This window comes from Pseudomonas sp. 1121_17, assembly GCF_052850745.1.
Map to the genome: position 1 here is coordinate 52,811 of NZ_VXCX01000013.1, position 22,879 is coordinate 75,689.

Annotated in this window: 27 protein-coding genes; 16 read left to right on the forward strand and 11 right to left on the reverse strand. The window is 64.2% G+C overall.

Annotation, left to right across the window (positions count from 1 at the left end):
- The first annotated feature begins 45 nt into the window (after positions 1-45).
- Both FW789_RS20685 and FW789_RS20690 read left to right on the forward strand, forming a co-directional pair.
- A complete protein-coding gene (locus tag FW789_RS20685; protein ID WP_186701607.1) occupies positions 46-930 on the forward strand; it encodes a sugar nucleotide-binding protein in 885 nt (294 codons plus the stop codon).
- The gene (locus tag FW789_RS20690; RefSeq protein WP_186701608.1) at positions 923-1,855 is read left to right on the forward strand and encodes an NAD-dependent epimerase/dehydratase family protein; all 933 of its coding nucleotides are present in this window, start codon (positions 923-925) and stop codon (positions 1,853-1,855) included. The genes FW789_RS20685 and FW789_RS20690 overlap by 8 nt, the downstream gene beginning before the upstream one ends.
- 14 nt (positions 1,856-1,869) lie before the next feature.
- Here FW789_RS20690 and FW789_RS20695 read toward each other — a convergent pair whose 3' ends face one another.
- Positions 1,870-2,337 carry a winged helix-turn-helix transcriptional regulator gene (locus FW789_RS20695; RefSeq protein WP_103435148.1) on the reverse strand — a complete coding sequence of 156 codons (468 nt, stop codon included), beginning with the start codon at positions 2,335-2,337 and terminating at the stop codon, positions 1,870-1,872.
- A gap of 100 nt (positions 2,338-2,437) precedes the next feature.
- Here FW789_RS20695 and FW789_RS20700 point away from each other — a divergent pair, with 100 nt between their 5' ends.
- The gene (locus tag FW789_RS20700) at positions 2,438-3,631 is read left to right on the forward strand and encodes an MFS transporter (RefSeq protein ID WP_186701609.1); all 1,194 of its coding nucleotides are present in this window, start codon (positions 2,438-2,440) and stop codon (positions 3,629-3,631) included.
- A gap of 49 nt (positions 3,632-3,680) precedes the next feature.
- Here FW789_RS20700 and FW789_RS20705 read toward each other — a convergent pair whose 3' ends face one another.
- The 5 genes from FW789_RS20705 to FW789_RS20725 all read right to left on the reverse strand — a co-directional run bounded on the left by FW789_RS20705 (position 3,681) and on the right by FW789_RS20725 (position 7,562).
- The gene (locus FW789_RS20705) at positions 3,681-4,364 is read right to left on the reverse strand and encodes an OmpW family outer membrane protein (RefSeq protein ID WP_101322316.1); all 684 of its coding nucleotides are present in this window, start codon (positions 4,362-4,364) and stop codon (positions 3,681-3,683) included.
- Positions 4,365-4,470: 106 nt separating this feature from the next.
- Entirely contained in the window at positions 4,471-5,013 is a 543-nt protein-coding gene (locus FW789_RS20710; protein ID WP_446431961.1) for a DUF3299 domain-containing protein, read from the reverse strand.
- A gap of 9 nt (positions 5,014-5,022) precedes the next feature.
- Positions 5,023-6,288: an ABC transporter permease gene (locus tag FW789_RS20715; RefSeq protein ID WP_186701611.1), complete on the reverse strand. Its 1,266-nt coding sequence runs from the start codon at positions 6,286-6,288 to the stop codon at positions 5,023-5,025.
- Complete coding sequence (locus tag FW789_RS20720; protein WP_186701612.1) at positions 6,288-6,998, reverse strand: ATP-binding cassette domain-containing protein; 711 nt, start codon at positions 6,996-6,998, stop codon at positions 6,288-6,290. Before FW789_RS20720 ends, FW789_RS20715 begins: the two co-directional genes overlap by 1 nt.
- Positions 6,999-7,562 carry a DUF2796 domain-containing protein gene (locus FW789_RS20725; RefSeq protein ID WP_186701613.1) on the reverse strand — a complete coding sequence of 188 codons (564 nt, stop codon included), beginning with the start codon at positions 7,560-7,562 and terminating at the stop codon, positions 6,999-7,001.
- Positions 7,563-7,694: 132 nt separating this feature from the next.
- Here FW789_RS20725 and FW789_RS20730 point away from each other — a divergent pair, with 132 nt between their 5' ends.
- Positions 7,695-8,033: a hypothetical protein gene (locus tag FW789_RS20730; RefSeq protein WP_186701614.1), complete on the forward strand. Its 339-nt coding sequence runs from the start codon at positions 7,695-7,697 to the stop codon at positions 8,031-8,033.
- A 162-nt stretch (positions 8,034-8,195) separates the two neighbouring features.
- On the opposite strand, the gene trxA is transcribed toward FW789_RS20730, so the two are convergent.
- From trxA to FW789_RS20745, 3 genes are read right to left on the reverse strand one after another with little or no spacing between them, the layout of a single operon-like run.
- A complete protein-coding gene (trxA, locus tag FW789_RS20735; protein ID WP_207073851.1) occupies positions 8,196-9,083 on the reverse strand; it encodes a thioredoxin in 888 nt (295 codons plus the stop codon).
- A 31-nt stretch (positions 9,084-9,114) separates the two neighbouring features.
- Complete coding sequence (locus tag FW789_RS20740) at positions 9,115-9,774, reverse strand: class I SAM-dependent methyltransferase (RefSeq protein ID WP_446431962.1); 660 nt, start codon at positions 9,772-9,774, stop codon at positions 9,115-9,117.
- Positions 9,775-10,227 (reverse strand): YbaY family lipoprotein, encoded by a 453-nt coding sequence (locus FW789_RS20745; RefSeq protein WP_446431963.1) that lies wholly within the window; start codon positions 10,225-10,227, stop codon positions 9,775-9,777.
- 105 nt (positions 10,228-10,332) lie between these two features.
- Between FW789_RS20745 and nrdR the strand changes: the two genes are divergently transcribed.
- The 12 genes from nrdR (at position 10,333) to FW789_RS20805 (ending at position 19,034) form a co-directional block, all read left to right on the forward strand.
- Positions 10,333-10,797, forward strand: coding sequence for a transcriptional regulator NrdR (gene nrdR / locus FW789_RS20750; RefSeq protein WP_101323120.1), 465 nt, complete (start codon positions 10,333-10,335; stop codon positions 10,795-10,797).
- Between the two features lie 2 nt (positions 10,798-10,799).
- Entirely contained in the window at positions 10,800-11,930 is a 1,131-nt protein-coding gene (gene ribD, locus FW789_RS20755; protein WP_103435140.1) for a bifunctional diaminohydroxyphosphoribosylaminopyrimidine deaminase/5-amino-6-(5-phosphoribosylamino)uracil reductase RibD, read from the forward strand.
- 43 nt (positions 11,931-11,973) lie between these two features.
- A complete protein-coding gene (locus tag FW789_RS20760) occupies positions 11,974-12,639 on the forward strand; it encodes a riboflavin synthase (RefSeq protein ID WP_103435139.1) in 666 nt (221 codons plus the stop codon).
- Positions 12,640-12,657: 18 nt separating this feature from the next.
- A complete protein-coding gene (ribBA, locus tag FW789_RS20765; protein WP_101322307.1) occupies positions 12,658-13,749 on the forward strand; it encodes a bifunctional 3,4-dihydroxy-2-butanone-4-phosphate synthase/GTP cyclohydrolase II in 1,092 nt (363 codons plus the stop codon).
- A gap of 90 nt (positions 13,750-13,839) precedes the next feature.
- Positions 13,840-14,316, forward strand: a complete 477-nt coding sequence (ribH, locus tag FW789_RS20770; protein ID WP_003255395.1) for a 6,7-dimethyl-8-ribityllumazine synthase — start codon at positions 13,840-13,842, stop codon at positions 14,314-14,316.
- Positions 14,313-14,813, forward strand: coding sequence for a transcription antitermination factor NusB (gene nusB / locus FW789_RS20775; protein WP_101322306.1), 501 nt, complete (start codon positions 14,313-14,315; stop codon positions 14,811-14,813). Before ribH ends, nusB begins: the two co-directional genes overlap by 4 nt.
- Positions 14,814-14,831: 18 nt before the next feature.
- Positions 14,832-15,797 (forward strand): thiamine-phosphate kinase, encoded by a 966-nt coding sequence (gene thiL / locus FW789_RS20780; RefSeq protein WP_411562516.1) that lies wholly within the window; start codon positions 14,832-14,834, stop codon positions 15,795-15,797.
- Positions 15,794-16,297, forward strand: a complete 504-nt coding sequence (locus FW789_RS20785; RefSeq protein WP_103435137.1) for a phosphatidylglycerophosphatase A family protein — start codon at positions 15,794-15,796, stop codon at positions 16,295-16,297. Before thiL ends, FW789_RS20785 begins: the two co-directional genes overlap by 4 nt.
- Before the next feature lie 14 nt (positions 16,298-16,311).
- Positions 16,312-17,061 (forward strand): substrate-binding periplasmic protein, encoded by a 750-nt coding sequence (locus FW789_RS20790; RefSeq protein WP_207073846.1) that lies wholly within the window; start codon positions 16,312-16,314, stop codon positions 17,059-17,061.
- Positions 17,062-17,185: 124 nt separating this feature from the next.
- Positions 17,186-17,803: a GTP cyclohydrolase II gene (gene ribA / locus FW789_RS20795; RefSeq protein WP_103435135.1), complete on the forward strand. Its 618-nt coding sequence runs from the start codon at positions 17,186-17,188 to the stop codon at positions 17,801-17,803.
- Positions 17,800-18,219: an MFS transporter gene (locus FW789_RS20800; RefSeq protein ID WP_103435134.1), complete on the forward strand. Its 420-nt coding sequence runs from the start codon at positions 17,800-17,802 to the stop codon at positions 18,217-18,219. The genes ribA and FW789_RS20800 overlap by 4 nt, the downstream gene beginning before the upstream one ends.
- Positions 18,219-19,034 carry a cobalamin-binding protein gene (locus FW789_RS20805; RefSeq protein ID WP_411562517.1) on the forward strand — a complete coding sequence of 272 codons (816 nt, stop codon included), beginning with the start codon at positions 18,219-18,221 and terminating at the stop codon, positions 19,032-19,034. Before FW789_RS20800 ends, FW789_RS20805 begins: the two co-directional genes overlap by 1 nt.
- Here the strand turns inward: FW789_RS20805 and FW789_RS20810 are convergent.
- Positions 19,006-20,883, reverse strand: a complete 1,878-nt coding sequence (locus tag FW789_RS20810) for a TonB-dependent receptor domain-containing protein (RefSeq protein ID WP_446431964.1) — start codon at positions 20,881-20,883, stop codon at positions 19,006-19,008. The genes FW789_RS20805 and FW789_RS20810 overlap by 29 nt on opposite strands.
- Positions 20,884-20,927: 44 nt before the next feature.
- Positions 20,928-22,823: a 1-deoxy-D-xylulose-5-phosphate synthase gene (gene dxs, locus FW789_RS20815; protein ID WP_207073843.1), complete on the reverse strand. Its 1,896-nt coding sequence runs from the start codon at positions 22,821-22,823 to the stop codon at positions 20,928-20,930.
- Positions 22,824-22,879: the final 56 nt, after the last annotated feature.

Here is a 22,879-nt window from a genome sequence, read left to right on the forward strand (position 1 = left end):
AAAATGCTTTTTTCTTCCAACGATCTGAGCGGACTTTTTTACCCTATGCGTATGCGCCTGATGCTGTTGGGTGGTGGCAATGCCCTCGGGCAAGCGCTGATTCGTCTCGGGGCCGAGGAAGACATCGGATTCCTGGCGCCGCGTCCGCCGGACAACGGCTGGGATCCGGCCAGCCTGACCCTGCTACTGGACGAACAACGCCCCAACGTGGTGATCAACCTCGCCTATTACTTCGACTGGTTCCAGGCCGAGGCGGTCAGCGAACAGCGCCTCGCCCAGCAAGAGCGCGCAGTCGAGCGCTTGGCCGAGCTGTGCCAGCACCACGAAATGATCCTCGTGCAACCTTCCAGCTATCGCGTGTTCGATGGCTCGCGGGCCACTGCCTACAGCGAAAAGGACGAGCCGGTGCCCCTGGGCAGCCGCGGCCAGGCGCTGTGGCGGGTCGAGCAGAGCGTGCGCGCAACTTGCCCGCAGCATGTGCTGCTGCGCTTTGGCTGGGTGCTGGACGAGAGCATCGATGGCACCCTCGGGCGCTTCCTGACCCGCGCCGAGCAGCCGCAGGAATTGCTCCTGGCGGACGATCGCCGCGGCAATCCGACGCCAGTGGACGATGCTGCCCGGGTCATCCTCTCGGTGCTCAAGCAACTCGACTGCGCCGCGCCGCTGTGGGGCACCTATCACTACGCTGGCAACGAGGCGACCACGCCGCTGGCGCTGGGCCAGGCGATCCTTGCCGAAGCACAGCAATGGCGCCAGCTCGCAGTGCAGGCACCCACCGCCCAGGCTCACGCCGCGCGGCCGGACGCCAGCGAAGAGCCGCAGAACGCGGTGTTGGCCTGCAAGAAGATCCTTCATACCTTCGGCATCAAGCCGCGCGCCTGGCGCTCGGGCCTGGCGCCTTTACTGGACCGATTCTACCGACATGGCTGACGCCCCTATTCTGATCACCGGCGGCGCGGGCTTCATCGGCTCGCACCTGTCCGACGCCTTGCTGGGCAAAGGCTATGCGGTGCGTGTCCTTGACGACCTGTCCACCGGCAAGCGCGCCAACCTGCAGTTGCAGCATCCCGGTCTGGAGCTGATCGAAGGCGATGTCGCCGACGCCGCTCTGGTCGCCCGTGCTGCCGCTGGCTGCCGCGCCGTTGTGCATCTGGCTGCAGTGGCCTCGGTGCAGGCCTCGGTGGATGACCCGGTGAAAACCCACCAGAGCAATTTCATCGGCACGCTGAATGTCTGCGAAGCCATGCGCCTGAATGGTGTGGGTCGGGTGCTGTTTGCGTCCAGCGCCGCGGTGTACGGCAACAACGGCGAAGGCCAGTCGATTGCCGAAGACACCCCCAAGGCGCCGCTGACGCCTTACGCAGTGGACAAACTCGCCAGCGAGCAGTACCTGGATTTCTACCGCCGCCAGCATGGCCTGGAGCCGGTGATCTTCCGCTTCTTCAACATCTTCGGCCCGCGCCAGGATCCGTCCTCGCCGTATTCCGGAGTGATCAGCATCTTCAGCGAGCGCGCTACCCAAGGCTTGCCGATCAAGGTATTTGGCGACGGCGAGCAGACCCGCGACTTCCTCTATGTTGGTGATCTGGTCCAGGTCATGGTCCAGGCCCTCGAGCAACCGCAGGTGGAAGAGGGCGCAGTGAACATCGGCCTGAACCAGGCCACCTCGCTGAATCAGCTACTGGCCGCGCTGCGCGACGTCATTGGCAGCCTGCCGGAAATCAGCTACGGCGAGGCCCGCTCGGGCGACATCCGCCACTCCCGCGCCGACAACGCGCGCTTGCTGGCACGCTTCGACTTCCCTCAACCAACGCCGATGGTCGAAGGTTTGGCCAAGCTGTTGGGCAGGGGCTAAGCATCGCGCGCGGGTCAGCTTGACCCGCGACCTGGCTTCACCCCATGCCGCACCACCTGCCGCAGGCAATCGTCCGGCCCCACCACGCGGCCATCCCCGGCTTGCACCTGCAGTGTCTGCAAAGGTTGGCCGTGGGCACTGTCGAGCAGTTGCGAGCGGGTTTCGCCGGCTTCGAATAGAAATTGCTCGCCCCACTGGCGCAGGCCAATCACGATGGGAAACACCGCGCGGCCCTTGTCGGTCAGTGCATATTCCTTGTACGCGCTGCCATCCGAGGCGGGTTGCAGGGTCAGCAGGCCGGTTTCTACCAGCAGCTTGAGGCGCGAGGAGAGAATGTTCTTCGCGAGGCCGAGGCTCTTCTGCAACTCGCTGAAGCGGCGCAGGCCATCGAACGCATCACGCAGAATCATCAGCGCCCAGCGATCACCGAGCACCAGCAGCGCGCGTGCCACGGGGCATTGGTCGTTAATCGGGTCCAGCATGGCGACAACCTCACTCGTTGATCTGGTTGCAGATTAAAACCACATTTGCTAAAAAGCCAGCAAGTGGTTTCAATATGAAACCAGTTGTCGAGTTTCTGCCATGACCGCGTTCAGCCCTGCACCACTTTCCCGCTCACTCACTCTGTTGCTTGCCGTGACCTGTGCACTGGCTGTGGCCTCGGTGTATTTCGCTCAACCGTTGCTCGAGTCGATGGCGACCAGCCTGGGGGTGGCAACGGGCAAGGTCGGGCTGGTTGTCGGCGCGACTCAGGCCGGTTATGCGATTGGCCTGTTGCTGGTCGTGCCATTGGGCGATCTGTTCGAGCGCAAGCGCTTGATCGTCTGTCAACTGCTGCTCTCGGCCGCGGCACTGCTGGCGGTCGGGCTGGCGCAGGACTGGGCCGTATTGCTGCTGGCGATGAGCCTGGTCGGGCTGCTGGCAGTCGTGGTGCAGGTAGTGGTGGCGCATGCCGCGACCTTGGCGACAGCGCAGGAGCAAGGGCGCGTGGTCGGCCAGGTCACCAGCGGGGTGGTGCTGGGCATCTTGCTGGCGCGGCTGGTGGCTGGTGCATTCGCCGACGTTGCCGGCTGGCGCAGCGTCTATTTTGTTGCTGCCGGGTTGGCGCTGTTGATGGCTTTGCTGCTCTGGCGCAAGTTGCCGAGCGCGCAGCCAGGCGCCCGCAGCGCCAGCTATCGGCAATTGCTGGCGTCGGTTGTCGGTCTGTATCGACACGATCGACTGTTGCGCCAGCGTGGGCTGTTGGCCTTGCTGACCTTCGCCGCTTTCAGCGTGCTGTGGAGTGCAATGGTACTGCCGCTGAGCGCACCAGCGCTGGCGCTGAGCCATACCCAGATCGGCCTGTTTGGCCTGGCCGGAATAGCCGGTGCGATGGCAGCGTCACGTGCCGGGCGTCTGGCTGATCAGGGTCACGCGCAGCGAACCACCGGCGTGGCCTTGCTGCTGTTGCTGCTGTCGTGGGTAGCCACGGCCTTTCTTGAATACTCATTGCTGGCGCTGGTGCTGGGCGTAGTAATGCTCGATTTTGCCGTCCAGGCGGTGCACGTCACCAACCAGACATTGCTGCTGAAAGGGCGCAGTGAGATGGCCAGCCGCCTGATCGGGGCCTATATGTGCTGCTATTCGCTGGGCAGCGGGGTGGGGGCAGTGGCGGCGAGCTGGGTCTATGCGCGCTGGGGCTGGATGGCCGTGTGCGGAGTGGGCGCGGGGTTCAGCGCACTGGCCTTGATTTATTGGCTGTATCTGCGCTGGCAAACAGGCAATGGCCAGCGCTGACAGCAAAAAGCCGCTGCCTGATGGCAACGGCTTTGTCATGCAGCAACGATCAGAACTTGTAGCCGATACCGACCATGTACACCCATGGATCGACTTCAACGTCGACCTTGGTCTTGCTGTAGCCCAGTGCGGCAGGGCCGTCGACGGTGGCTTTGGTGTCGATGTCGACGTACCAGACCGAGGCGTTGACCAGCACGTTGTCGGTGATCATGTAGTCCATGCCGACCTGGCCGGCGATGCCGATCGAGTCCTGCATCTTCAAGTTGCTGAAGCCTTGCTGCTTGCGCGCGCTGCTCAGGTCTTCATCGAAGAACAGGGTGTAGTTGATGCCCACGCCCACGTACGGCTGGAACTTGGAGGCTGGGTCCATCGGGAAGTACTGCAGCGACAGGGTCGGTGGCAGTTGCTTGATGTCGGCCAGCTTGCCATCCAGGCCGCCGCCCAGGCCCTTGACGCCAACGGTGTGCTGGAACGGCGTGGCCGCCAGCAGCTCAACGCCGATGTGATCGCTGAGCATGTAAGCGAAGGTCAGGCCCAGCTGCGTGTCGCTGGTCAGGGTTGCCTTGGTGCCGGCTACCTTGTTGCCGTCGAAGCGCAAGTCGCCGCTGCTTTCATTGGGCGCGGTAGTGATGGCGCCGGCGCGGACAATGAAATCACCCGGCTGGTGAGCGTGGGCAGCAGGCGCAACGAGGGCCAGGGCGACGAGCGAGGCGCCGAGCAAGGACTTGTTCATGGAAGCTCCGAAAGGACATTGGTAATCAATGGCCTAATGGTACGGAGGCGCTTAAACCAAATGTTTGACCCAGCTCAACGAAGCGCGGCATAGCCGTCCTGCCGGCTTATTTCAGCTCGTAGGCGTAGATTTTTTCGGCTTCCATCTGGTAACCGGCGTCGGCCAGCTCGCTGCTGCTGGCTCTGACCTGCATGCGCCCTTCGATCCAGTACGGCTGGTACAGATCTTCGACGCGTACGCCCATCTCGCTGAAAATATGCACGATCTGATTCGACGGCGGTGGCGGCACGTGAATGCAGGCGCCGTAATACGGCACCAGCAAAAACTCGGTGGTACGGCCTTCTTCACTGACTTCCAGCGGCACGATATAGCCCGGCAGCTTGACCTGCTGATTGTCCAGCGCCTGCACCACCGGAGCATTGGCCGACTGCTGTGGTGCTGGCGGTGCGGACTCGGCCGCCAGCGCGTTGCCGATCTGCGACAGGTCGTGCAGCGGCGCCAGCTGCGGGGCTTGCACTGGCGCGCCTTCGGGGATCAATGCCGGCCAATCCAGCTCACGCGGCTCAGCCGCCCACACCGGCGAGCCGAAGAGCAGCACCAGTAGCATGAGGCAGCGCGGGAACTGAGCGCGAAGGCGGGGCAGACGCATGGTAATCACTCACAAATGAATCGACAGGCCATCAGCCAATGACTGCCGATAGGCACGCCAGGCCGGCACGCTGCCCATCAGCAACGCTGCGCCGAGGATGATAGCCAGTAGCGTCCATTCATGGCTACTCGGCCAGGCCAGTGGCAGGTACAAGCCATAGTTGGCCTGCACGTAGCCCTGAGCCAGAGCGATGCCGGCATACAGCAGGCCAAGCCCGGCGACGATACCGGCTACCGCCAACGCCAGCGCCTCGAGGACCAGCAGGCCGGCGATATGCCAGGGCCGAGCACCCACGGAGCGCAGAATGGCCATCTCCCGGCGGCGCTCGTTGAGGCTGGTCAGAATCGCCGTGAGCATGCCGATCAAGCCGGTCAGCACGACAAACAACGACACCACGAACAGGGCTTGCTCGGCGGTACCCATCAGGCTCCACAGCTCCTGCAGGGCCACACCCGGGAGAATCGCCAGCAACGGCTCGTTGACGTACTGATTGATCTCGCGCTGCACGCTGAAAGTGGCGATCTTGTTGTTCAGGCCAAGCATAAAGGCGGTGATCGCAGTCGGTTGCAGGTCCATGCCGCGCGCTTGCTCGGCACTGATGCGGCCGGCGCCGCGAGCCGGTACGCCGTTGTGCCAGTCGACGTGAATGGCCTCCATGCCGGCCAGGCTGATGTGCAGGGTGCGGTCAACCGGGGTGCCGGTGCGCTTGAGCACGCCGACCACAGTGAACGGCTTGTCATCGTGCTTGACCAGGCTGATCGCCGCTACGCCATGGGCCAGCACCAGCTTGTCGCCGAGTTTGTAGTGCAGTGCCTCGGCGACTTCAGCGCCGAGCACCACGTCGAACGGGTTATCGGCAAACGGCCGGCCTTGGCTGAGTTCCAGGTGCTGGCGACGGCCGTACTGGTAGTGGCTGAAGTAGTCGGTACTGGTGCCCATCACCCGATAGCCGCGATGCGAGTCGCCCAGCGAAATCGGGATCGCCCACTTCACCCGCGGGTCGCCGGCGTAGTGCTGATAACTGTCCCAGTGGATGTTGTTGGTGGCATTGCCGATGCGAAACACCGAGTACAGCAGCAGGTTGACCGAGCCCGAGCGGGCGCCGACGATCAGGTCGGTGCCACTGATGGTGCTGGCAAAGCTGGCGCGGGCTTCGGTGCGGACCCGTTCCACGGCCAACAGCAGGCAGACCGACAGGGCAATCGCGAAGGCGGTAAGAAAGGCCGTGAAGCGCCGGTTGGCGAGGCTGGCCAGAGCAAGGCGGAGCAGGTACATCAGGCCTCCCGGGGCGCGGCGGCGCGATTGAGTTCGGCCAGTGACAGGTGTCGATCGAACAGCGGCGCTAGGCTCTGGTCGTGGCTGACGAACAACAGGCTGGAGCCGGCAGCGCGGCATTCATCGAACAGCAGCCGGATAAAGGCTTCGCGGGTGTCAGCATCGAGCGCCGAGGTTGGCTCGTCGGCGATCACCAGCTCCGGCTGGCCGATCAGCGCCCGGGCCGCGGCTACTCGTTGCTGCTGGCCGATCGACAGGCTATCGGCGCGCCGCGCGAGCATTGCCGGGTCAGCCAGGCCCAGGTGTGCGAGCAGTTGCGTGGCGGCCTGATCGACGCTGCCATGGCGCTGGCGGGCACGCTTGGCGCGGCTGGCAGAAAAACGACAAGGCAGTTCGACGTTTTCCCGCACCGACAGAAACGGCAGCAGGTTGAACTGCTGAAAAATGTAGCCGGTGTGATCGACACGGAAGCGATCGCGCGCGCCCTGGCCCAGCTCGGCCAAGGTCTGACCGAGCAGGCGCACGCTGCCCTGCGCCGGCAGGTTCACACCGCCGAGCAGGCCGAGCAGGGTGGTCTTGCCGCTGCCGCTGGGGCCCTTGAGAAACAGCGCTTCGCCCGCTTCCAGGCGAAACTGCGGGATATCCAGCAGCGGCGCCTGGCCGGGCCAGGCGAACAGCAGATCACGCAGTTCGATCAACGCCTGGCTCATTCAGAACGCGACCGTCGCGGTGGTCGGCGTTGCTTCAAGGCCTTTTTGGCCATTAGGGCCGATCAACTGCACGTTGATCTTCTGCATCGCCGGGTAAGCCTTGAACAGCGGCGCGAGGTCGATGCTGGCGAGTTTGCCCGGGTTGCTGCAGGTGAACTGATAGTGCGCTTCGATATCGCTGTGGGCGTGTTTCTCGGTTTTGCCGGCAGCGGCTGCTGGTGCGTCGAACAGCGGGCTTTGCAGCTCCTGCGCGTCGATGCTGCAGCCAGCGTCCTTGGCCAGACCCAACAGCTGCAGCGGCTGCTCCAGTTGCTGGCGTACGCTGGCTACCTTGGCCTTGTCGGCATCGCTGCTGGCGGCGTGTTCAAAGCCCACCAGGTTCATCGCCGGGCTGTCCAGGCCAAGCTCGAGGGTCTTGCCATCCAGCACTACGTCGAGTTTGGCCACGCCGTGTTCATGGGCGCCCAGCGCGGTGTGGTCGTGATCGTGGTCATGCTCATCGTGGGCATGCGCCACGGCCAGGGGCAGCAGGGCGAAGGGCAGTGCAAGCAACAGACGGCGCATGAACAACTCCAGAGAGCAGGGCAAATGATTTAGTAATGTTATAACAATTTTTCTAGCGAATGCCAGCCGCTTGGCGAAGGTTTCATGTCGTGGGAGCATGGGCGCCATGCAATCGTGATCGAGGAAGTCAGCGTGAGAATACGAGGAACGATCGGCGAATGGCCGGTGGACCTGACCATCGAGCTGGAGCCGGCGGAATGGGCGCAGCTTGGGCATCAGGTGGAGTTGGCTGCGCCGGCGGAAAAGGCCACGCCGGCACCGGCGGTGCGGCAGACCGATGACCAGTGGCAAGCTGCGCGCGAAGCCTTGCGCGTGGCCGGACAGATGACTGGGCCAGAATTACTTGAGCAACTGGAGCAGTTGACCGGCAGCACGGCGGCGGGCAAGCGGCTGCTGGTGCGCTTGCGTCACAGTGCAGAAGTGAAAGTGGAAAGTGCGGGGGATGCACCGGTCTATTACTGGCTGGGTTGAGTTGAGCCAGGCCGCGAGTTTGGCGGCATCGCATGCATCGCTGGGCCAGCTGCGCTGGCCTTTCGCGACACAAGGCCGCTCCTACAGGACTCGGTCGCCTGTAGGAGCGGCCTTGTGTCGCGAAAGGGCTGCAAAGCAGCCCCATGATTTATGCAACGCAGATCAATACATCAAGGCAAACAGCTTGCGCCGGTACGCGGTGACCAGCGGATGCTCATTGCCAAGCAGCTCGAACACCTGCAGCAGCGCCTTGTGCGGCAGGCCGCTTTCGTAGCCGCGATTACGCTGGAACAGTTTCATCAACCCATCCAGCGCCGCTTCGTACTGCTGGCGCGCCAACTGCTGAATGCACAGCTGATAAGCGGCTTCGTCGTCCTCAGGGTTCTGCGCCAGACGGCTCTTCAACTCGGCGGCTTCCGGCAGGCTGGCGGCCTGGCGCAAGAAGGTCAACTGCGCCTTGGCGCCGGCCAACGCTGCCTTGTGCTCATCGCTCTTGACCGCACCCAGCACGGCTTCAGCTTCACTCAGGTCACCACGCTCGGCCAGGCAACGGCCGTACAGGATCAACGCCTCGGCATTGCTGTTGTCTTCGCCCAGCAACAGCTTGAGGGTCGCTTCGGCCTCGGCAAAGCGGCTTTCGGCAAACAGCGCCTTGGCTTCTTCCAGTGGCGAGGCAGTCGGCGCGGCAGGCATCTGCACGTGCGGCTCGAGCAGGGCACGAATCGCCGATTCGGGCTGCGCACCGGCAAAGCCGTCGACCGGTTGGCCGTCCTTGAACAGCACCACGGTTGGCAGGCTGCGGATACCGAACTGGGCAACCACCTGCTGCTCGACGTCGCAGTTGATCTTGGCCAGCAACAGCTCGCCCTGATAACCCTCGGCTATCTTGGCCAGCAACGGCATCAGCGCCTTGCATGGCGCACACCACTCGGCCCAGAAATCCACCAGCACCGGTTTGTGGAAGGAGTTCTCGATGACCAACTGCTGAAAGTTGGCGTCGGTAGCATCGAAAATGTACGGCAGGGCGTTGGTATCGGGGGCTTGGCTCATCGCAACTCTCGCAAATCTCTGAATGACGCCACTATAAAGGCTCGCGGCTGGCGTGGTACAGGCTGACCCGGCGGAATTCGTGCGGTTCGGCCAGGTCGGGCAGGGTCAAGCCTTCGAGCACGTCCAACTGACGGTACAGCGGGTGGCTGAAATTGCGCACCCGCGAGTCGGCCACCAGCACCTGGCGGCCACGGCTGAGAAAACCATCGAGCAACGGCAGGTTGGCCGGGTCGTACAACACATCAGCCACCAGAATCAGATCGAAGCGGTCGGCCTCGGCAAAAAAATCACTGCTGTAACCGAGCTCGACCTGGTTCAGCGCAGCATTGGCTTGGCACGCAGCCAAGGCCAGCGGATCAAGGTCGCAGGCAACCACCTCGACAGCACCCGCCCGCGCTGCCGCGATCCCGGCAATGCCCGAACCGGCGCCAAAGTCGAGCACGCGCTTGCCCTCGACCCACTGTGGATTGGCCGCCAGGTAGCGGGCCATGGCCAGGCCGCTGGCCCAGCAGAAGCTCCAGTACGGCGGCTCATCGAGAATGCGCTGGGTCTCTTCGCGGGTGAATGCGCGGTGCATGTTGTCGGCGCCGAGCAGCCACAGTTTCAGCGCGCACTCCGGCAGCGCAGTGGCAACCAGCTGTGCTTCGCCGATCAGGCCGCTGAGCGCATGCTGCAACTGCATTGGCGCCATTTACGGGGCTTTCTCGAAGCGCAGCGGGCCGGTGGCCTGGCTCGTGGCCTGGACGATGCGCTGTGGCGGCAGGTGCATGATCAACTGACCCGAGCGGCTGGCGCGACCGCGCAACTCGACGCGGGCACCAGCCGGGAATGCTTCTGGGTTGAAGCGCAGTTGGTAGGGCAGGTCCTGACCGGTACCGGTCAGGGTGCTGCTGGCCAGCAGCCGCTGCGGGCGATCACGTTCGTCGATCACCAGCAATGCCAGCTCGACCTCGGTACCCGCTGGCACGTCTTGCAGGCTGCCGCTGATTTCCCGTTGATAAGCCGGCAGCGGGCCGAGCGCCGGGGCCTTTTTCACCGTTTTCGGCGCCGGCGTTGCGGGCACCGGTTCGTTTTTAGGTTTATCGCTGCTGCAGGCCGTCATCAGGCCAGCGAGGCAGAGCACGACGAGCGCTCGAAAGTGCATGGAGAAGTCCTTCAGGGGCAGATTTGAGTGGATGGTAACCCCTTTGGCTTGTCTTGCCAGTCGGATGCGCTACCATGGCCCTCCCTTTTTTTGTTGCCTGCCACCATGCACTGTCCCTTTTGCGGTGCCAACGACACCAAGGTCATCGATTCGCGCCTGGTCGCCGAGGGCGAACAAGTGCGTCGCCGGCGCGAATGCGTCGCCTGCGGCGAGCGTTTCACCACCTTCGAAACCGCCGAACTGGTACTGCCGCGGCTGATCAAGCAAGACGGCACCCGCCAGCCATTCGACGAAGACAAGCTGAGAGCCGGCATGCAGCGCGCGCTGGAAAAGCGCCCGGTCAGCGTCGAGCGCCTGGAAGCGGCGCTGGCGCAGATCAAGCACAAGCTGCGCGCCACCGGCGAGCGCGAGGTCAAGTCGCTGGTGGTCGGTGAGCTGGTCATGGAGGCGCTGCGTCAACTCGACGAAGTCGCCTACATTCGGTTTGCCTCGGTCTACCGGCGTTTCCAGGACCTTGACGAATTCCGCGAAGAAATCGACCGCCTGGCGCGCCAGCCGGGCAAAGAGTAAGCATGCCCAGCCCGACCGCAATTCTCGACGCCCACTACATGGCCCTGGCCGTGCAACTGGCCCGCAAAGGCCAGTACAGCACCCATCCCAATCCGCGCGTTGGCTGCGTCATCGTGCGTGATGGCGAGGTGGTCGGCGAGGGCTGGCATGTGCGCGCCGGCGAGCCGCACGCCGAAGTGCATGCCCTGCGCCAAGCCGGCGAGCGCGCCGAGGGCGCCTGCGCCTATGTCACCCTTGAACCGTGCAGCCACCACGGGCGCACCCCGCCGTGTGCCGAAGCGCTGGTCAATGCGGGCGTATCCCGGGTGGTCGCAGCCATGCAGGACCCTAACCCGCAAGTTGCCGGGCAAGGCCTGCGGCGCCTGGCCGAGGCCGGTATCGAAGTTGCCAGTGGCGTGCTCGAGCAAGAAGCGCGCGCGCTCAATCCCGGCTTCCTGAAGCGCATGGAGCATGGCCTGCCGTTCGTCCGCGCCAAGCTGGCGATGAGCCTGGACGGGCGCACCGCCATGGCCAGTGGTGAAAGCCAGTGGATTACTGGCCCGGCTGCCCGTGCAGCGGTGCAACGCTTGCGCGCGCGTTCCAGCGTGGTGCTGACCAGCGCCAGCAGCGTGCTGGCCGACAATGCGCGGATGACCGTGCGCGGCGGCGAGCTGGGCCTGGACCCTGATACCACCGCCCTGGCCTTGTCGCGGCCACCGCTGCGGGTACTGATCGACAGCCGCCTGCGCCTGCCGCTGACTGCGCCTTTGTTCCAGGCCGGGCCGGTACTGGTGGTCACCGGCGCTGCCGCTGACCCACGCTACGCCGAGGCCGGCCATGAGCTGCTGCAGTTGCCCGGCGCCGATGGCCGGGTGGATCTGCCCGCCCTGCTCAGCGCCCTGGCGGCGCGCGGGGTCAACGAGATTCTGCTGGAGGCGGGCGCTGGCCTGGTCGGCGCGTTTGCCCAGCTCGGTTTGATCGACGAATACCAATTATTTGTCGCCGGCACCTTCCTCGGCTCCCAGGCCCGGCCACTGCTGGACTGGCCGCTGGCGAAGATGAGCGAAGCGCCGCGACTGAAAATCACCGAAATGCGCGCGGTGGGCGATGACTGGCGAGTCACAGCCATCCCCCAGCCGGCCACCGGCGTATAATGCCCGGCTGGCCCAACGCCGCCCAGTTTCCGAGGAGAACCCAATGTTCACCGGCATCATCGAATCGATCGGCACCATCCGCAGCTTGACCCCCAAGGGCGGCGACGTGCGCGTCTACGTCCAGACCGGCAAGCTCGACCTGGGTGACGTCAAACTGGGCGACAGCATTGCCGTCAATGGCGTCTGCCTGACTGCGGTGGAACTGCCTGGCGACGGCTTCTGGGCTGACGTCAGCCGCGAAACCCTCGACTGCACCGCGTTCAATGATTTGAAAAGCGGCAGCCCGGTCAACCTGGAAAAAGCCCTGACCCCGACCACCCGCCTGGGCGGTCACCTGGTCAGCGGCCATGTCGACGGCGTCGGCGAAATCATCTCGCGCAGCGATAACGCTCGTGCGATCCAGTTCCGCGTGCGCGCACCCAAGGAGCTGGCCAAGTACATTGCCCACAAGGGCTCGATCACCGTCGACGGCACCAGCCTGACGGTCAATGAGGTCGATGGCGCCGAATTCGAGCTGACCATCGTGCCGCATACCCTGTCCGAAACCATCATGGCCGACTACCGCAGCGGGCGTCGGGTGAACCTTGAGGTCGACCTGCTGGCCCGTTACCTGGAGCGTCTGCTGCTGGGTGACAAGGCTGCTGAACCGAGCAAGGGCAGTAGCATCACCGAAAGCTTCCTGGCCGCCAACGGCTACCTGAAATCCTGATCGAGAAGGGGGTGCCGCGTGGCGCTCAACAGTATTGAAGAGCTGGTCGAAGACATCCGCCAAGGCAAGATGGTCATCCTCATGGATGACGAAGACCGCGAGAACGAAGGCGACATCATCATGGCCGCGGAGTGCTGCCAGCCCGAGCACATCAACTTCATGGCCAAGCACGCCCGTGGCCTGATCTGCATGCCGATGAGCCGCGAGCGCTGCGAAACCCTCAAGCTGCCGCTGATGGCGCCACGCAATGGCTCGGGCTTCGGCACCAAGTTCACCGTCTCGATCGAAGCCGCCGAAGGCGTCACCACCGGGATCTCCGCAGCCGACCGTGCGCGCACCGTGCAGGCCGCGGCAGCCAAGGATGCCAAGGCCGACGATATCGTCAGCCCTGGCCATATCTTCCCGCTGATGGCCCAGCCTGGCGGCACCCTGGCCCGCGCCGGCCACACCGAAGCGGCCTGTGACCTGGCGCGCATGGCCGGGTTCGAGCCGAGCGGGGTGATCTGCGAAGTGATGAACGACGACGGCACCATGTCGCGTCGCGCCGAGCTGGAAGTGTTCGCCGCCGAGCACGGCCTGAAGATCGGCACCATCGCCGACCTGATCCACTATCGCATGATCCACGAACGTACCGTTCAGCGGGTCACCGAGCAGCCACTGGACAGCGAACTGGGCCAGTTCAACCTCGTCACCTACCGTGATTCGGTCGAAGGCGATGTGCACATGGCACTGACCCTGGGCAAGATCTGCGCCGAAGAACCGACCCTGGTGCGAGTGCACAACATGGACCCGCTACGCGACCTTTTGATGGTCAAACAGCCCGGCCGCTGGAGCCTGCGCGCCGCCATGAGCGCCGTGGCCGAGGCTGGCAGCGGCGTGGTGCTGCTGCTCGGTCACCCGCTCGATGGCGACGTGGTGCTGGCGCATATCCGCGAAAGCGCCGGCGAAACCCAGGTCAAGACGCCGAGCACCTACAGCACGGTCGGCGCCGGTTCGCAGATCCTGCGTGACCTAGGTGTGCGCAAGATGCGCCTGATGAGCTCGCCGATGAAGTTCAATGCGATATCCGGATTCGATCTGGAAGTTGTAGAATACGTGCCCTCTGAATGACACAGGCGCGCCAATCGCCCTGGCGCTCGTGTCCAAACCCTCCTGCAGGCCGCCTAGGGCGGCCTCGCTCTTTAAAATGAGAACACCGCAATGACCCTGAAGACCATCGAAGGTACCTTCATCGCCCCCAAAGGTCGCTATGCTTTGGTGGTTGGCCGTTTCAACAGCTTCGTCGTCGAAAGCCTGGTGAGCGGTGCCGTTGATGCGCTGGTACGCCATGGCGTCAGCGAAAGCGACATCACCATCATCCGTGCTCCTGGCGCCTTCGAAATCCCGCTGGTTGCACAGAAAGTCGCCCAGCAAGGCGCTTACGACGCGATCATCGCCCTGGGCGCCGTGATCCGTGGTGGTACTCCGCACTTCGAATACGTTGCGGGCGAATGCACCAAGGGCCTGGCCCAGGTGTCGATGGAGTTCGGTGTGCCAGTCGCGTTCGGCGTACTGACCGTCGACTCGATCGAGCAGGCCATCGAACGTTCCGGCACCAAAGCCGGCAACAAAGGCGCTGAAGCTGCCCTGTCCGCCTTGGAAATGGTCAGCCTGCTGGCGCAGTTGGAGGCCAAGTGATTAGCGACGAAAGCGATCGTTTCAACCCGCGCGATCCAAAACCTGCGGATGCTGGCAAACCATCGAAAAGCGCCAAGCGTCGCGAAGCACGCAAGCTCGCGACCCAGGCGCTGTATCAGTGGCACATGGCCAAGCAATCGCTGAACGAAATCGAGGCGCAGTTCCGCGTCGACAACGATTTCTCCGACATCGACGGCGCTTATTTCCGCGAGATCCTGCACGGGGTTCCGGCGAAGAAAGACGACATCGATGCCGCGCTCAAGCCTTGCCTGGACACCCCGCTGGAAGAGCTCGACCCGGTTGAACTGGCGGTTCTGCGCCTGTCCACCTGGGAGTTCCTGATGCGCGTTGACGTGCCTTACCGGGTCGTGATCAACGAAGGCGTCGAGCTGGCCAAGATCTTCGGCGCCACCGACGGCCACAAGTTCGTCAACGGTGTACTCGACAAGCTGGCGCCGCAGGTCCGTGAAGCGGAAGTCAAGGCGTTCAAGCGCTGATTGCGGCGCTGACCAGCCATGGGTGAGTTCGAGCTGATCCGTCATTACTTCGCCGCCGCGCCCTGTGCGCAGGGCGGCGCAGGTGTTGCGTTGGGGATCGGCGACGACTGTGCCCTGCTTGACCTGCCGGCTGCCGCGCAGCTGGCAGTGTCTACCGATACCTTGGTCGCCGGCGTGCATTTTCCGCACGCCTGCGACCCCTCGCTACTGGGCCAGCGCTCGCTGGCCGTAGCAGCCAGTGACCTGGCAGCCATGGGCGCCACGCCCGTCGGCTTTACCCTGGCGCTGACCTTGCCCGAGGTCAGCGAACAGTGGCTCAAGGCGTATGCCGAAGGCCTCGATCGCATGGCGCGGCAGTGCCGCCTGAGCCTGATTGGCGGCGACACCACCCGCGGCCCACTGAGTATCACCATGACTGTGTTTGGCCGGGTTCCGGCCGGGCAGGCCCTGCTGCGTTCGGGCGCGCAGGTGGGTGACTTGCTCTGTGTGGGCGGCGAGCTGGGCAATGCCGCTGGCGCCTTGCCGTTGGTGCTGGGCGAGCGCGAAGCGGCGGCCGAGATCAGTGCGCCGCTGCTGGCACAGTACTGGTCGCCTTCGCCGCAGTTTGCCCTGGGCCGCGCTTTGCGCGGCAAGGCCACCGCGGCGCTGGATATCTCCGATGGCTTGTTGGCCGACTGCGGCCATATCGCCAAGGCGTCCCGGCTGGCGCTCGAGGTGAACCTGGCCCAGGTGCCAGTGTCACCTGCTCTAGTGGCTTTTTCAGGGCCAGCGGCAGCCCGCCAGGCGGCGCTGACCGGTGGCGACGATTATGTCCTGGTGTTCACCTTGCCCGCGCAGCACCTGCCCGCGCTGCGTGACGCTGGCCTGGCGGTGCATGTCATCGGCCGGGCAGTGGCTGGCGAAGGCGTGGTTTTACGCGACGAACACGGCCAGGACATCACCCCGCGACAATGCGGCTATCAACATTTTAGGGAGACACCGTGACCGACCACCCCAATCAGGTGCCTGCGGAGTTCGTTCCGCCTTCGGTCTGGCGCAACCCGTGGCACTTCATCGCCTTTGGCTTCGGTTCCGGCACTTTGCCCAAGGCCCCCGGCACCTGGGGCTCGCTGGTAGCGCTGCCGTTCATTCCGCTGTGGCAGATGTTGCCCGACTGGGGCTACTGGCTACTGCTGGGCGTGACCATGCTGTTCGGCTTCTGGCTGTGCGGCAAGGTCGCCACCGACTTGCGCGTTCACGACCATGAAGGCATTGTCTGGGACGAAATGGTCGGCATGTGGATCACCCTCTGGCTGGTGCCGGAGGGCTGGCAGTGGTTGCTGGCCGGGTTCCTCATGTTCCGCTTCTTCGACATCCTCAAGCCGTGGCCGATTCGCTGGATCGACAAACACGTGCATGGCGGGTTCGGGATCATGCTTGACGATATCCTCGCCGGCGTCTTCGCCTGGCTGAGCATGCAGGTTCTGGTCTGGGCAGTCGCCTGATACGGGAGTGGCAGATGGGTTTACGGACGGCGGTGCTGCTGTTGCTGATGCTGCTTGGCGGCGCTGTTGCCAACGCCAGCGACAAGCCTCAGTTGGGCCAGATCCATCTGGTCAGTGAAGACTGGCTCGACTACACCAACGCCGACGGCACAGGTCTGGCGTGGGATGTGTTGCGCCAGGTGTTCGAGCCCGCCGGGGTCAAGGTGTCCATCCAGAGCGCGCCCTACAGCCGTGCCATTGGCCTGGTCAAACGTGGCGAGGCGGATGCCTGGGTTGGCTCCTACAAGCAGGAGAGCGACGACAACCTCTACCCGCGCTGGCACTTCGATGTCGATCATATCTATGCGCTGGGTCTGACCAGCAAGCCAGTGCCGACCCCCGCCAATATCGGCGACTATCGCCTGGCCTGGGTGCGCGGCTACGATTACGGCAGTTACTTGCCGAATGTTCATAAGTTCAGGGAAATCCAGCGCCGCGAAGGGATTCTGCCGATGCTCGAGCATAACCGGGTCGACTTCTATGTCGATTCACTCACAGAAGTCGAGTACGTCCAGGCCCAGGCGCCCAAGCCGGAAAGCTTTCGCCGCACTCATGTTGCAGAATTGCCGCTCTATCTTGCCTTTGCTCGCAATGAGCAAGGCAAGGCGCTGAGTGAGCTGTTTGACCAGCGCATGCAGCAACTGGTGCGCAGCGGCGAGCTGGAAGCGGTCTTCAAGAAGTGGAAGCAGCCCTATCCGTTCACTGCCGACAGCCAGCCTCGCTGAGCATATCCTCGCTAAGCATCGAACCTTTCGATCTTAACTGACGGTATTCACCGTGCGCACGCTCGTCAGCCTGCTGATACAATCGGCCCACGTGAAATTCCAAGTTACTAATCAGGAGCACAACGTGCCCGTCGTCTTTGTTGCCGCCTCGAAACTTCCGACTCCTTTTGCGACCTTCACCATGCATGGCTTTCTTGACGAAGCCACGGGCCGCGAGCACGTCGTGCTCAGCCTGGGTGATATCGCTGATGGTGAGCCGGTGCTCGGGCGTCTGCACTCCGAGTGCTTGACTGGGGATGCGCTGTTCAGCCAGCGTTGCGACTGCGGTTCGCAGCTTGAAGCTGCGCTGCAGGCGATTGCCCGCGAAGGCCGCGGCGTGCTGTTGTACCTGCGTCAGGAAGGCCGCGGTATCGGCCTGTTGAACAAGATTCGCGCCTACGAACTGCAGGATGGCGGCGCCGACACGGTCGAGGCCAACGAGCGCCTGGGCTTTGCCGCCGACCAGCGCGACTATGCCATGTGCCTGCCGATGCTCGAGCACCTGGGCGTGAAGTCGCTGCGCCTGATGACCAACAACCCGCGCAAGGTCAAGGCGCTGACCGCCATGGCCATCAACGTTGCCGAGCGCGTGCCGCTGCACACCGGTCACAACCCGCACAACAGCCACTACCTGGCGACCAAGGCTGGCAAGCTCGGCCACATGATGGGCACCGAGCACCAGGGCGAGGTGCCACAGGCGTGACCCGCAGCGAGGTCAAGCGACGGTTGGCCCTGACCTGGTGGCAGTACCTGGCGCTGGGCTTGCTGCCGCTGCCGATCATGGCCTGGGCGTTTGGCGGCGGTGACGGCCTGATCCCGGTGCTGGCGATGCCGTTGTTCATTGCTGGTGCCGCGACCATGTTTCTCAGCCTTGCGCGGTTTGCCGCGTACAAGCGCGCGTTGATCCACACCAGCAAGGTGCTCGGCGGCGTCGAAGAGCCCGCGGCCTGGATCGAGCTGGCGCGGGTACGCCGCCTGGCCATGCTGTACGCCTGCATCCCCGCCTGGGTCGCCGCACTGTCGGTGCTGGTCGGGCTGGAGGCAGTGCCCCAGGTGCTGCTGGCTTTGTCCACCGTGGTGATCCTGTACCTCTATCGCATCCCGCGTCAGCTGGGTTGATGCGACTGCTCTGCTGCCTGCTGCTGATGCTCGGCAGCACCGTTGCCGCCGAGCCACTGCGGGTGGTCAGCCTGGCACCGTCGATGAGCGAAATCATGCTCGAACTGCACGCCGATGACCTGCTGGTGGGCGTGCTCGACGGCGGCGAGCGGCCAGCGGCGCTGCGTCATCTGCCGTCGGTGGGTCGCCAGGGCCAGCTGGACATGGAGCGCCTGCTCAGCCTGCGGCCGGACTTGCTGCTGTTGTGGCCCGGCGCCGTTGCCCCCGCTCAGCGCGAGCAACTGCGCCGGCTGGGCATTGCCAGCTACGATGGCGAAGTAACCACGCTCGAGCAGTTGCTCATCCACATCGAAGCCATCGCCATCCGTGTCGGTCGGGCCGAACAGGGCCAGCGCTACGCGGATGGCTTGCGCCAGCGCCTGCAAGAGCTGCGGCAACGCTACCATCGCGAGCAGCCGCTGACGGTGTTCTATCAGGTCTGGGACAAGCCGCTGTATACCTTGGGCGGCAAGCAGATCGTCAGCGATGCGCTGAGTGTATGTGGCGCGCGCAACGTGTTCGCCGACCTGCCGCAGCCGGCGCCGCTGGTGAGTGTGGAGGCGGTGCTGGCGCGTAACCCGGATGTGATTGTCGCGGGCGACCAGGCCCAGCTGGCGAGCTGGCGGGCCTGGCCGCAGCTCAAGGCCACGGCTGGCGGTCACCTGCTGGTGCTGCCGGACAACGGTTTGGAGCGCCCAAGCGGGCAGATGATTGAAGCTACCGCCAAGCTGTGCGCCTTGCTCGACGCTACAGTGCCGGCGTCCAGGTCACGCTGAACAGCCAGCGGCGGCCTTCTTCGCGGTAGGCGTAGGCGCTGTTGTCGTAGCTGTAGAGCGCGCGGCTGTAGCCTTTGTCGAACAGGTTATCCAGCTTCAGCTCCAGCTTTAGTTCATCACTCGCGGCCCAGCTACTGCGCAGGCCGAGCAAGCCATAGCCGGCCAATCTGTTGCGGTTGGCTTCGTCATCAAAGCTGCTGCTGACGGCTTGCCAGCTGGCGCCCACGCCGAAGCGCTCGAACTGGCGGTCCAGATCCAGGCTCAGCGTGCGGCGCGCGCGGCGGGCGAGGGTGTGCCCGCTGTCGCGGTCACGCGGGTCGATCATGGCCAGGCCAAGTTGGCTGTGCCATTCAGCCCACGTCTGGCGGAGGGCGAGCTCGCCACCGTTGATCCGCGCGCTGGCAACGTTGCGCGGGATCGAGCCCTGGCCAAAGATGATCGCATCGCTCAATTCGGTGCGGTACAGCGACGCCTCCAGCTGGCTGTCGCTGCCGAGCTGGCTGCGCCACTGCAGCTCGACGGTCTTGGAATGCTCAGGCTTGAGGTCGGGATTGCTGAACGACGGGTAATACAGGTCATTGAAGGTCGGCGCACGGAAGCCTTCGCTGTATGACAGCAGCACATCGTTGGCCTGATTGACCGGTAACGTCAGGCTGGCGCTCCAGGTGGTCTGGCCGCCGAACTGCTGGTTCTGATCACGGCGCACGCCAAGCTCGCTGGAGAAGTGCTCACCCTGATAGCGATGCTGCACAAATGCGGCACGGTTCCAGCGGCTGTCCTGATCCAGCTCGGTGTTGGCGTGCACGCGGTCCTGATACCAGTCACCACCCAGCAGCAGCGCGTGCTGCTCGCTCAGGGTCAGGTCGTTCTGCCAGGTCAGTTGGTCGCGGTAGGTGTTGAAGACAAAGCGCTCGTCACTGAACTTGTCGCGTTTGTCGTCTCGGTTCTCGCTGTGTGCCAGCTCAAGGCGCGAATGCCAAACATCGCTCAGCTGTGCATCGAAATAGCTGCCCAGGCTGCTGACGTTGAAGTCGGTGTAGGGCTGCTGGCCGAAGGTCTGGCCGCTGGCGAAGTCATAACGGCCGAACGGGCTGTCGTATTCACTGCGGCCTCGGCTGTCGAGCAGGTTCAGGCCCGCCTCGAAGCGCTCGTTGAACGTGTGGCTGAGGCTCAGGTTGAGCGAACGGTTGCGGTAGGCATCATGGTCGCCATCGCTGGCCAGCGACGGCCCGGTCGAGTCGATGCCGGCGGTTTCGTCGAGGCTGGCACCGAGGTTGAAGCGGGTCGCGTCGCTGCCGCCAGACAAGCCCAGGCTGCGCTGCCAGGTCTGGTTGCTGCCGGCCGCAACGCGCAGGCGTGGCTGCAGGCCGGGGCCGCCGCTGCGCCGGGTGAAGATCTGAATCACTCCGCCGATGGCATCGCTGCCGTACACCGCGGAACGCGAGCCGCGCAGCACTTCGATGCGCTCGATCTGATCGATGTCGAGAAACTGTAGGCCGCTGTCGCCGGAGGTGGCATTGGCAATGCGCACGCCGTCGACCAGTACCAGGCTCTGGGCGGCCTTGGTGCCGCGGATGAATATCCCGGGCAGACTGCCGCGTCCGCCGGAGGGGGCAGCCTGCACCCCGGGCACGCGGGTCAGCAGATCAGTCACGCTGGAGGGTTGCAGGCGGTCGATGTCGCTGCGGGTGAACACGGTATTGGCGGCGGCGGTGCTGGTGCGCGATTCGACCTGGCGGCTGGCGCTGATCAGTACGTCTGGCAGCTTCAGGGCGTCATCGCGGCTGGGTTCGGCGGCGAGCAGGGTGCTGGGGAGGGAGAGGAGGGTGGCCAGGGTTGCGAGTTTCATGACGGTTCCGTACGGCGCTTGGGGCCGCAAAGCGGCCCCAACAATCACAAGCCGAGCTTGGTCATCCGGGCCCTCACCGAAGCTTCGATGCCAGCCGCGTCCAGCCCACATTCAGCCAGCATCTGCGCAGGTTTAGCGTGCTCGACGTAGGTATCTGGCAGCCCCAGGTGCAGCAATTGCTTGAGCACCGCTTCGCGGCTGAGGAATTCGCCAACCGCAGCGCCAGCGCCGCCCATGATGGCGTTTTCTTCGATGGTCACCAGCAGCTCGTGGTTAGCCGCCAGTTCCAGCACCAGGGCCTCGTCCAGTGGTTTGACGAAACGCATGTCGACCACGGTCGCATCGAGCTTTTCAGCCACTTGCAGGGCTTCGCTCAGTTGCACGCCGAACACCAGCATGGCCACGCTTTTGCCCTGGCGGCGAACCACGCCTTTACCGATCTCGATGGGCTCGAGGTCGGCACTGATCGGCGTGTTCGGGCCGGTCCCGCGTGGGTAACGCACGGCAGCCGGGCCGTTATAACGGTAGCCGGTGCTGAGCATCTTGCGCAGCTCGTTCTCGTCGCTCGGGGTCATCACCAGCATGCCGGGGATGCAGCGCAGGTACGACAGGTCGTAAGCGCCAGCGTGGGTCGGGCCGTCTTCGCCAACCAAGCCGGCGCGGTCGATGGCGAACAACACATCGAGGTTTTGCACGGCCACATCGTGAATCAGCTGATCGTAGCCACGCTGGAGGAACGTCGAGTAGATCGCCACCACCGGCTTGGCGCCTTCACAGGCCATACCGGCAGCCAGCGTCACCGCGTGCTGTTCGGCGATAGCTACGTCGAAATAGCGCTCGGGGTAACGCTCGCTGAACGCAACCAGGTCGGAGCCTTCTTTCATCGCCGGGGTGATACCCACCAGTCGCTGGTCGGCAGCTGCCATGTCGCACAGCCACTGGCCGAACACTGCCGAGTACTTCGGCCCGCTGGCTTGCTGCGGCACCACTGGCTTGTCGGCGGGTTCGAGCTTGGTGATGGCGTGATAGACGATCGGGTCGACCTCGGCCGGGGCGAAACCCTTGCCCTTCTTGGTCACCACGTGCAGGAACTGCGGGCCCTTGAGGTCACGCATGTTGCGCAAGGTGGCGATCAGGGTCGGCAGGTCGTGGCCATCGATCGGGCCGATGTAGTTCCAGCCTAGCTCTTCGAACAGGGTGCCAGGAACCAGCATGCCCTTGGCGTACTCTTCGGTACGGCGGGCGATTTCCCAGGCGCCGGGCAGGCGCGAGAGGACCTTCTTGCTGCCTTCGCGCATGCTCGCATAGGTGCGGCTGGAGAGGATCTTGGCCAGGTAGTTGGACAAGCCACCGACGTTACGCGAGATCGACATGTCGTTGTCGTTGAGGATCACCAGCATGTCGGCGTTGACTTCCTGGGCGTGGTTCAACGCCTCGAAGGCCATGCCGGCGGTCAGTGCGCCGTCACCGATCACCGCAATCGACTTGCGCGCGCTGTTTTGCAGGCGGGCGGCGATGGCCATGCCCAGCGCAGCGCTGATCGAGGTACTGGAATGGCCGACGCCAAAGGTGTCGTACTCGCTCTCGGCGCGACGCGGGAAGGCGGCGATGCCGTCCTTCTGGCGCAGGCTGAGCATGCGCTGGCGACGGCCGGTGAGGATCTTGTGCGGATAGGCCTGATGGCCGACGTCCCAGACCAGACGATCATCGGGGGTATCGAACACGTAGTGCAGGGCTACGGTCAGTTCGATCACACCGAGGCCGGCACCAAAGTGCCCGCCGGTCTGGCCTACGGTATAGAGCAACTCCTGGCGCAACTCGTCGGCCAGGTTCTCCAGGTCGGCTTCGGCCAGCCGGCGCAGGCCGGCAGGCGTGTCGGCGCGGTCCAGCAGCGGAGTGGCCGGGCGTTCGCGGGGGATCTCTTGAAACGTCGTGGGCATCAGGCGAGTCGTTATAGGTTTGAAGACCCGGCAGTTTACCCCATTGTTCGGCAAAC